This window comes from Klebsiella sp. HMSC09D12, from assembly GCF_001808475.1.
GTDB classification, from domain to species: domain Bacteria; phylum Pseudomonadota; class Gammaproteobacteria; order Enterobacterales; family Enterobacteriaceae; genus Klebsiella; species Klebsiella oxytoca.
Window position 1 is genome coordinate 8,846 of record NZ_KV793483.1, and the last position, 1,205, is coordinate 10,050.

General features: G+C 53.4%; 3 protein-coding genes. All 3 read right to left on the minus strand.

What is annotated here, in order from left to right; translation table 11 throughout:
• Positions 1-170 precede the first annotated feature (170 nt).
• On the minus strand, positions 171-371 hold the full coding sequence (locus HMPREF3178_RS15040; protein ID WP_070585286.1) for a hypothetical protein: 201 nt from the start codon (positions 369-371) through the stop codon (positions 171-173).
• The gene (locus tag HMPREF3178_RS15045; RefSeq protein WP_070585288.1) at positions 368-778 is read right to left on the minus strand and encodes a hypothetical protein; all 411 of its coding nucleotides are present in this window, start codon (positions 776-778) and stop codon (positions 368-370) included. Before HMPREF3178_RS15045 ends, HMPREF3178_RS15040 begins: the two co-directional genes overlap by 4 nt.
• Positions 775-1,205 (minus strand): ParB/RepB/Spo0J family partition protein (locus HMPREF3178_RS31745; RefSeq protein ID WP_416371861.1); only part of this gene is annotated, 431 nt, incomplete at its 5' end. The genes HMPREF3178_RS15045 and HMPREF3178_RS31745, both read right to left, overlap by 4 nt.

Sequence of the window (1,205 nt, forward strand, 5' to 3'; positions counted from 1 at the left end):
CGGCTGCTGCGTTGATGGTCTGCGCCTTCTCCAGTGCCTCAATGAGTTGATCAGTGTATTGCTCAACTTCAACAGCCAATTGGCGCAATTCATCGTTAGGTGCGCAGGCAATAAGTCTGGATAAACGGTGAATATTTGCGTTTTTTTGTACGCTTGTCAGTTCGGTGATATCAGTCATCGGAGTTATCCTCGCAGCAGTAGTGAGCACCGTCCGGGTCTGTGCTTTTGAAGCCGCAGATATCACATTCAATTTCGTCATGGGCTTCCTCTTCGCATTCGTGACTTTCCGGAGCATCGGTTTTGTAATAACCGCCGCACAAGGCGCAACGAACATCAGGAACTTCATCGTAATTCGTGGTCCCGGTGATCATTTGTCGGCCCCCTCGCGCAGCTGCTTGGCGTAGTAGTCACGCAGTGCGCCCGCGGCAACAGAAATAAGCGTGTCAAAATCACAAACAACCGTATCGCCGTTGTGCTGTTCTGAATTTGCGATCACCTTAAGAGCGCTCACCAGCGGGGCTGCAGCATCAGCCTTAATCCCGGCTACGATGCGATCTGTGGCGGGGGTGTCGAGCGCACTCTGTATTTTGTCTTCTGCGTCTGCCCATGAGTTCCAGTGTTCTACTGCGGGATAATGCTTAACAATGCAATCTTTCAGCCCCACATTCTCCGCAGCCAGCTGCTTAACCCAGTCCTGCAAATCCACACCATCCGGACAACCTGTTATCTCCCGGCATTTCTCGATAGTCGCCTGTGCTGCTGTTAATTCGTTATTCATACAGCCTCCCCGAGCACCCAGCGCAGAGCATCAGCGTATTCACCGCTGGCACCTTCAAGGGCTTTCGTGATTTCTTTGCGAGTTTTAATGCGCGGTTTTTTATCGCCGAGAACCTGACGCTGACGACGCGCTTTTTCATGGCCGGTAGTGCCAGCGGTCGCCGCTTCGATTTCTGCAACTTTTTCGCGCTGCTCCTGGGGTTTCAGTGATGCCAGTTGACGTGCCTGAGTAACTGTCACCGTACCGGACTCCACCGCTTCCCGGACGGCCTGGGTGGCATCGAGAAGGGAGAGTGTTGCACGAACGGTTTGAACGCTGCAGCCAAACAACACCGCAATGTCGTCCTCATCAAGTCCGCGGTCGAGCGCGTCTGACATTTTTTTAGCCCGGCCCAGCGGTGTATCAGGTCGGCGAATTTCGTTTTCGC